Source organism: Acetivibrio mesophilus (assembly GCF_004102745.1).
GTDB classification, from domain to species: Bacteria; Bacillota; Clostridia; order Acetivibrionales; family Acetivibrionaceae; genus Hungateiclostridium; species Hungateiclostridium mesophilum.
Genome location: NZ_RLII01000049.1, coordinates 1 through 8,322, shown reverse-complemented (window position 1 = coordinate 8,322; position 8,322 = coordinate 1). Strand labels below are relative to the sequence as shown.

3 protein-coding genes and 1 pseudogene are annotated in these 8,322 nt (G+C 36.9%); 2 read left to right on the top strand and 2 right to left on the bottom strand.

Annotated elements, in window-relative coordinates; genetic code table 11:
• Positions 1–749: 749 nt before the first annotated feature.
• Together yfbR and EFD62_RS16675 are read left to right on the top strand one after the other, a co-directional pair.
• Positions 750–1,382: a 5'-deoxynucleotidase gene (yfbR, locus tag EFD62_RS16680; protein ID WP_069195381.1), complete on the top strand. Its 633-nt coding sequence runs from the start codon at positions 750–752 to the stop codon at positions 1,380–1,382.
• 413 nt (positions 1,383–1,795) lie between these two features.
• On the top strand, positions 1,796–4,633 hold the full coding sequence (locus EFD62_RS16675) for a glycoside hydrolase family 9 protein (protein WP_128706541.1): 2,838 nt from the start codon (positions 1,796–1,798) through the stop codon (positions 4,631–4,633).
• A 310-nt stretch (positions 4,634–4,943) separates the two neighbouring features.
• Here EFD62_RS16675 and gyrA read toward each other — a convergent pair whose 3' ends face one another.
• Positions 4,944–7,445, bottom strand: a complete 2,502-nt coding sequence (gene gyrA, locus EFD62_RS16670; RefSeq protein ID WP_069195382.1) for a DNA gyrase subunit A — start codon at positions 7,443–7,445, stop codon at positions 4,944–4,946.
• Between the two features lie 289 nt (positions 7,446–7,734).
• A pseudogene (locus EFD62_RS16665) lies at positions 7,735–8,196 on the bottom strand (nucleoid occlusion protein); the annotation flags it as partial.
• Between the last annotated feature and the right edge of the window lie 126 nt (positions 8,197–8,322).

Here is an 8,322-nt window from a genome sequence, read left to right as displayed (position 1 = left end):
AACTTTTATTAGAAAGCCTTTTTGGCTCTTAATTACTTACTCAAAATTACTTAACGAGTTCCATGTTATCTTACACTGTTCACTTTTCAAAGTCCATATCCGCTTGTTCTAAGCGTTTCGCGCCATTCCCTCAGCGCGACTTTTATATGTTACCATGCTGCCTTTGCTTTGTCAATACTTTTTTAAAACTTTTTTAAGTTTTATTTTTGATGTCCTTATTTCCCGTTCATCAGCGACAGCTTTAATAATATACCACCTAACACAGCTTCATTTCAAGCATCTAAAATATCCGTTTTACATAACTATTTTAATTTACATGTCGTTTTCTTATGTATGCTCTAGTATATTACCTTATTATCGTATTTCCTTCACAATGTATTATATTAATCTATCATATTTATATTGCGAGAAAGAATATGCATAAGCAATGCGGTTAAAGTATCTGCCTTTTCGAGATAGACCCGAAACCAGGTGATCTATCCATGGATAGATTGAAGCGAGAAGAAAATCTCGTGTTAGAAGCTGAATTTTTCGCAATATACTCATGCAATATACATATTTTCAATATCCAACATTAATTAAGTTGTTTATTTAAGAATATATAAGTTGTTCATTTAATAATATAATAGATAGTTTTATGTACCCGAACATATAAACCACCTGTACAGGGTAAGAATATGGTGCTAAACTAATAATAAAATACACTATATAATCTATTAGAATTTATATATTAATGGAGAGTTGTTAACATGGAAAACCACATAAATAATGAAGTAATAAATAATACTAATGGAACTTCGGCTTCTTGCTCCCACTTTCTTGCGTTTTTATTCAGAATGAAATATATAAACCGCTGGAGCCTTATGAGAAATACTGAGATAGAGAACATTGCCGAGCATAGTCTTCAGGTAGCAATGATTGCTCATTTACTAGCCACAATTAAAAACAAATATTATGGTGGAAACTTAGATCCAAATTATATTGCTGTCCTTGCAATCTTCCATGATTCCAGTGAAATAATTACCGGGGATATGCCCACACCTATCAAGTATTTTAATCCCGAGCTTAAGGAAGCTTATAAAAATGTGGAAAATATTGCAAACCATAAACTTGTGTCAATGCTTCCCGATGACTTTAAAGAAGCCTATCAAAATATTTTCTTCGATAATGAAAGTGAGGAATGGGCTATAGTAAAGGCAGCAGACAAACTTGCAGCATACATAAAGTGCATTGAAGAAGAAAAAGCCGGTAATAAAGAGTTTTTAAAGGCTAAAGAAACCATATCCAAGTCGCTTGATGCTATAAACAGACCAGAGGTAAAGTACTTTATGGATATATTTATGTGCAGCTTTTCTCTTACTTTGGATGAACTTGAGTATTAGTGTGCCTTGGAATACTTTTTGATTTTCTTTGTTTTAGCACCCTCAAAAATATATTTCCTTTCGAATATATTTAAAGTATAATATTATATATAATTATATATTATTATGCTCATTTTAATTCGTATGCAAGATTACTATGTCACATTTGATTTATATAATGTATTTCGCTCCTTTGCAATAAGAAACGTTATTTAAAAGAGATTTTCTATAATGAAAAGTATTTCAGCTCTATTTTTGTACAACTTTAAAATTTAGTCCTGCAACGGATTATCATGGCATTTTAATAAAAATGCCTTTTTATATTTTTTAACCTTATTTAATTAATTTCTTTTGGGGAGGTGACAAAACAGATATAAATCAAAAAGTTCAAAATCGAACTATATAAAAATTTATGGGGAGAGTGGAAATTGAGTATGAGAATAGTTTTTTCAACTGCAAAAAAAGTACAGATTATACTTTTAATAATCTGTATGCTAAGTTCGATTATTGCTGTACCTTCATATGTATCCGCTGAAACGGAATACAATTTTGCAAAAGCATTACAGCTGTCTCTTTATTTCTTCGATGCAAATAAATGCGGCGAGGGGATAACCGGAGGAAGACTTGAATGGAGAGGAGACTGTCACGTAGAGGATAAGGAAGTACCTCTAGTTCCAATGACTAAAGATTACTTTGGTACCAATATGTCACAGGAGTATATTGATAAATATAGGGATATTTTTGATCCTGATGGAGATGGTACCGTAGATTTAAGCGGTGGTATGCACGATGCCGGTGACCATGTTAAGTTTGGACTTCCTGGTACATACGCAGCATCAACCGTTGGCTGGGGCTTCTATGAGTTTAGAGATGCTTATGAAAAGGTTGGCGTAGACGACCACACTAAAGAAATTTTGAGATGGTTTAACGACTTTTATCTTAAGGCTACATTCCTGGATGATGATGGAAATGTAGTTGGTTACTGCTATCAGGTTGGAGAAGGCAACATTGACCACAACTTCTGGAATCCTCCTGAACTTCAGGATTCAAAGGTTCTTGATTTATTTGCTAGACCCGCTTACTTTGCTACACCTGAGACTCCTGCAAGTGACCAATGTGCGGGTGCTGCTGCATCCCTTGCGATAAATTATCTTAATTTTAAAGATGAAGATCCCGAATATGCACAAAAATCTCTAGATACTGCTATTGCCCTCTACGAGTTCGCAAAGAAATACAGAGGACTTGGTGAATCCGGCGGATTCTATGGTTCCTCTTATGACCATGATGAATTGGCATGGGCTGCTGTCTGGCTCAACATTGCAACTGGTGATATGCAGTATATAGATGATATTGTTGCAACTGACAGCGAAGGAAATTACATCGGTTATATGGAAAGAATTATTAAAGATACAACTAACTCATGGCAAAACATATGGGTTCACTGTTGGGATACTGTATGGGGCGGAGTATTTGCAAAGCTTGCTCCAATAACAAATACAGAAAGAGATTGGTATATCTTCCGCTGGAATCTGGAATACTGGTCCGGAATTCCTCATGAAAATCCAAACGATACAACTTTTCTTGCCAAGAGTCCTGCTGGCTACAGCGTCGTAAATGCTTACGGCTCTGCAAGGTATAATACGGCAGCACAGCTCTGTGCTCTTGTTTATAGAAAATATACCGACAGAACTGATTTTGCTGATTGGGCAAAGGGTCAGATGGAATATATTATGGGTAATAACCCTATGGATAGAAGCTATATTGTAGGCTATGCCGAAAACAGTGCAAAACATCCCCACCATCGTGCGGCACACGGTTCTAAGACATTAAGCATGCTAGATCCCGAAGAGCATCGTCATACATTGTGGGGAGCATTGGTAGGAGGCCCTGACCTTGATGACGTACACGTGGATGAAACTCCGGACTATGTATATAATGAAGTTGCCGTAGACTATAATGCTGCTTTTGTAGGTGCTTGCGCAGGATTATATCACTATTACGGTGAAGAATTGGGTCATAAACCTATTCCTGACTTTCCTCCAAAGGAAGACCCTGTTGATGAGTATTATATAGAAGCAAAGGTTGAGCAGGAGAATAAAGAAAGAACTCAGGTAACTATTAAGATTTATAATGATACCTGTCGTCCGCCACGCTTTGAGACCGGTATGATGGCACGTTATTTCTTTAATATCTCCGAGATGCTGGATGCGGGCCAAACTCCCGATGACCTGACAGTAGAGATTTATTACGACGAAAACCAGGCTAGCTACGATGGTCCTGCTACCTTGAGAGGTCCTGTCAAGTATGATGATGGCGGCACTTACTATGTGGAATTTGATTGGACAGATCGCATTATCTACGGTACTCGTGAACTCCAATTTGCTCTGATATCCAAGCAGGATTCCAATTACAAAAGCAACTGGAATCCTGAAAATGACTACAGTAGAGAAGGATTAGGAAAAGAATATATTAGAACCGAAAAAATCCCTCTATACTTAGATGGTGTAAAAGTATTTGGAAATGAGGCTCCTCAAGTTTCACCATCCCCAACACCGACAGTTGAACCAGGTGTTACACCATCACCACAAAAGCCTTCTCTTCAGGTTCTATACAAACAGGGAGATACCGAAGCAGCTACAAAGGATATAAGAGGTTCCATCAAGGTTAAAAATACTGGAACCAAACCAGTCAACCTCTCTGATGTAAAGGTACGCTACTGGTTCACCAAAGATTTGGCTTCTAGTCAAGAATTTTCATGTGACTATGCGCATTTATCTGAAAGCATGATCACAGGCAGATTCGTTGACCTAGAAAATCCAGTAGAGAACGCAGATAATTACCTTGAGATAGGTTTTGACAGTAGTGCAGGTATTTTAGGACCAGGTTCTGATACCGGCGAAATCCAATTCAGAATCGTCAAGGGTGGTTTTGAATCTTATGATCAGTCGAACGATTATTCTTACATAGCTGACGCAAAGGATTTTACTGAAAATCCAAATATAACGGCATATGTCGATTCAGTTTTGGCATATGGTATTCCGCCGATAGAGGAGAGTAGCGATATGATGTATGGAGATTTAAATGGAGATGGAAAAGTAACCTCTACTGATTTGACTATTATGAAAAGACGAGTTCTCAAGATGATTGATGAGTTTAGTGTTCCTGATAAATATGGGGATTTGAATGGAGACGGAAAAATAACCTCTACTGATTTGACTATACTGAAAAGATATCTTTTAAAAGCAATAAAAGAATTACCAATAAATAAATAAGGAACATCAACAAGCAAGAGAGTCGGAAAGCAAGTCCTTTCCGGCTCTTATTTTGCCTCTTGGAATGAAATGAAAGAGGCAAAAGCGAAGGGACTCGATTTCCCGACCTTTTATTTATTGAATATATCTTTTATACCTTTGAGCCCTTGCCAAGGGATCGACTGTTGAAATTGTCAGGTGTGAATAACATAGATAAAATAGCAAAAAATAAGTATAATTGGAACTATTGATTTTATAATTGATAACCGCTTGGATAAAAAATAAGCCTACCCAACTGGGAGGCTCATTTTTTATTAGCATTTCAAGCTTATTATTCTTCGTTATTCTCTATATCATCATTCTGTCCTTCGTCTTCTTCGTCATCCTCATTTACTATCCTTGCAATGCTTACAACACTGACGCCCTCATCCATTCTCATGAGAGTTACGCCCTGCGTTGCTCTTCCTAAAATACTTATATCTTTTGCTTTTATCCTTATAATAGTCCCATCGGAGCTTATCATCATCACATCGTCATCTTCAGATACAAGCTTCATACCGGCAAGTTTTCCGGTTTTCTCAGTAACTCTATACGTAAGAATACCTTTGCCTCCTCTAATCTGCACCTTGTATTCATCAAGCTCCGTTCTCTTTCCAAAGCCCTTTTCTGTAACTACAAGCATACTGGTGTTTTCAATATCTGCACTCATGCCTACTACTTCATCATCATCATCAAGCTTGATACCTCTTACACCCTGTGATACCCTTCCCAAAGGTCTTACATCTTCCTCATTAAACCTTATGGACATCCCTTTTCTGGTCACCAGGAGAATGTCTTTTGTTCCGTCAGTAAGCCTTACATCTATAAGCTCATCATTTTCTCTCAGGGAAACAGCGGTAAGGCCACCTTTTCTAATGTTGTCATACTCCATCAAATCGGTCTTCTTCACTATACCGTGTTTAGTTGCCATGAACAAATACAAGCCTTCCTTATACTCAGCTATCGGAATTACTGTAGTGACCTTTTCATCCTGATCAAGCTGCAGAAGGTTGACTATTGCCATTCCTTTCGCCTGTCGCCCAGCCTCAGGTATCTCATAGGTTTTTAATCTATAGACCTTACCTTTATTTGTGAAGAACAATATATAATCATGGGTTGAAGTTACAAACAGGTGTTCAACAAAGTCCTCCTCTCGGGTACTGAGTCCCATTATGCCTTTACCGCCTCTTTTTTGGCTCTTATAGGTATTGGTTGGAAGTCTCTTTACATACCCAAAATGAGTAAGGGTTACAACATTCTCCTCAACTTCGATCAGGTCTTCAATATCTATTTCATTTTCGTCGGGAATAATTTTTGTCCTTCTTTCATCCCCGTACTTCTGCTTTACTTCCTCAAGCTCTTCCTTAATTATATTCAGTACCATAAATTCATTTGCAAGAACATCTCTATAGTATTTAATCTTTTCCAAAAGTTCATTATATTCATTGTCGATTTTTTCTCTTTCCAAAGCCGTGAGTCTACCCAGTCTCATATCAACAATTGCCTGTGCTTGCTTTTCACTAAACTCAAATCTTTCTATTAATGCTTCTTTCGCAAGGGTTTCATTTTTCGAAGATCTGATGATATTAATTACCTCATTGAGGTTGTCTATGGCGATTTTTAATCCTTCTAATATATGAGCCCTTGCCTCAGCCTTGTCGAGGTCAAACTTTGTCCTTCTAACTATTACATCTTTCTGATGCTCTATATAATAGTCTATGGCCTGTCTCAGATTAACAACCCGTGGCTCAAATTTCTTCTCATTATTAGGAACAAGAGCTACCATATTTACGTTAAATGCATCTTGCATCTGGGTATTTTTGTAAAGTTGATTTAAAACAATGTTTGCATTTGCATCTTTTTTGAGTTCGATAACAATTCGCATTCCGTCCTTGTCAGACTCATCTCTTAAATCGGAAATATTCTCTATTCTCTTATCCTTAACCAGTTCTGCTATTCTTTCAATTAATCTGGCCTTATTAACCTGATACGGAAGCTCTGTTACGACTATACGCTGCTTGTTGGCCGACATTTGCTCAATGCTGGTAACAGCTCTTACAATGATTTTTCCTCTTCCTGTAGCATATGCACTCCTAATACCCTGCTTTCCGACTATAGTGCCGGCTGTAGGAAAATCAGGACCTTTGATTACCTTAATGAGATCATCAAAAGACATTTCCGGATTGTCTATTACTTTAATAACACCGTCAATAACTTCAACCAAATTATGAGGAGGAATATTGGTGGCCATGCCCACAGCAATACCCGACCCACCGTTTACCAGCAGATTTGGAAACCTTGAAGGCAATACTACCGGCTCAACGTGATGATCATCAAAGTTCGGCTTGAAATCAACAGTGTCTTTATGAATATCCCTCAGCATTTCCATGGAAATCTTGGACAGTTTTGCTTCGGTATACCTCATGGCAGCTGGTGGATCTCCGTCAATAGAACCAAAGTTACCATGTCCGTCAATCTGCATATACCTTAAAGAGAAATTCTGAGCCATACGCACCAAACTATCATAAACTGCTGCATCACCGTGGGGATGATATTTACCTAGAACCTCACCGACGGTTGTAGCACATTTTCTATATGTCTTATCCGGTGTAAATCCCAGACCATACATTGCATAAAGTATTCTTCGGTGGACAGGCTTAAGACCATCTCTTACATCAGGCAGAGCACGGTCGACAATTACGCTCATGGCATAATCGATAAAAGACTTTTTCATCTCCGACTCAATATTAACAGGTATTATCCTTTGCTCATTAATATCCTTTGTATCCGACATTAAAATTTACCTCTCTCCTATATTTAAAAATGGATAAAATTTATCATATCTTATACGTTATCTAAGGTTATAAATCGCTGTCTTATATATTTTTATCCTGCAATTTATATAAAGCCCTTTGATAATTAAGAATAATATCCATAATATATATTTTAATAAAGTTTTAATGAACTGTCCACTTTTTTCACAATTTCAACTATTTCAATACCTGAAACAGCACAAAAAAACAGGTATGATTAATAATCATTCCCTGCTTTCTGTCAAATAATACTATTTTTTTATATGAATCCTATTTGGGAATTCTAATAATAAACTCAACATAACTTCCTCTATCAAACTGGGCCGCTTTTGCATCTACTCCGGATTTTTTCATGAGGATTATTGCCTGTTTTATAGTGTTTATAAATATCCTTATATCTTTAATCGCCCTCGTGAACTTTACCTTGTTCTTCTTCTCATTTTCCTGCTGCATAGTAAATCTTTCTATTGCTCTTTCAACAAGCTCTTCTGTCTTCTTTACATTAAGTCCCTTTTCACATACCTTCTTCAATACCTTTAATTGAAGCTGCTCATCATGAAGCTTTAAAAGGGCTCTTGCATGTCTCTCGGTAAGGTTGTTGTCCGCTAATATTTTTTTGACAAGGGGAGGCAGTTTTAATAGCCTTATTTTGTTTGCTATAGTTGATTGGCTTTTCCCTATTTTACTGGCAATCTCCTCCTGAGTAAAGCCATGCTCATTGATAAGATTGTTTATAATGATACCAGAAATTAAGACAGACAAAACAGCAAAAATAAGTTAAAATGGAACTATGGAAAAGAGAAGACATTTTACACCTGAAGAAAAAGCAAAAATAGTAATCGAGGTCCTAAGGGAAGA